This window comes from Vibrio sp. 10N.222.55.B11 (assembly GCF_041473705.1).
GTDB classification, from domain to species: Bacteria; Pseudomonadota; Gammaproteobacteria; order Enterobacterales; family Vibrionaceae; genus Vibrio; species Vibrio crassostreae_C.
This window is the reverse complement of record NZ_JBFRST010000123.1, coordinates 1-804: the sequence shown is the minus strand read 5'-3', so window position 1 is coordinate 804 and position 804 is coordinate 1. Positions and strand designations below refer to the sequence as shown.

The window sequence follows — 804 nt, the reverse complement described above, 5'->3', positions numbered from 1 at the left end:
AAGCAATCCCAACAAATATCAGTCATGGGGTTAATAAAACGGCTTTTACACGCCGCACTGGCTGCTAGGGTTGATGGGGCAATAAAAACCAATAGGCAGCACAACAGTAAACGAAAGTGTCGTTGTGTCATGGGGTGTCCTTTTTCCACGCCGAGCGTGGTACTCCTTTTGTCTCGACAAGAGGCTTCGCCCCATTATCGCCGCCAAAAGCGAGCTTGGTTAAGAGAAAAAAGCGTCATACTGGAAGCATGATCAAGGGAGGTGCGCACTTCCAATGCGATGTCATTGTTATTGCTCTATCGCCAAGGGGTGCAAACCCGATACGTTCACCTCATCGATGCGCCAGCGCGTGCCTTCTTGGTAGGCAATGGCCGGGACATGGGTGATATTGAGCTTTTCGGTTAAAAAACCTTGCTGCGCGAAATACATTCTCGCCTCGAGTAAGGTCGCCATTTGGTTTGGGCTGCCCCCCGTCAGTACCCACTTGATTGGCTTGGCGTTTTGATACTCGCTGGCAAAACGTCGTTGGCGCGCGTCTCTGGCATCAAAAAAGACCAACACCTTACTGAGCTCAAATTGAGGAAGGACCTCTTGCCCGTCTACCTTTGGCCAAGTGCGGGGTTCAAAGGGGTTCACTCTGGTGCCCGCTTTGGCAATCACGGCCCCTGTGGTGGGGGCGATGATGTCTTTAGGGAGAGTGATGCTTGGGTCAACGTAAAAGGTGCGGGGATCGGTTGTGGGGGTTAAACCTGCCACCGGCGGCGGGTTTTCAATGCTTTGCCGAGCGCGCTCCGTGAACTCGTT

1 protein-coding gene is annotated in these 804 nt (G+C 52.9%); it reads right to left on the bottom strand.

The features are described from left to right. Positions 1 to 288: 288 nt before the first annotated feature. A partial coding sequence (locus AB4503_RS25155; protein ID WP_372115892.1) for a type-F conjugative transfer system protein TraW occupies positions 289 to 804 on the bottom strand: 516 nt, incomplete at its 5' end.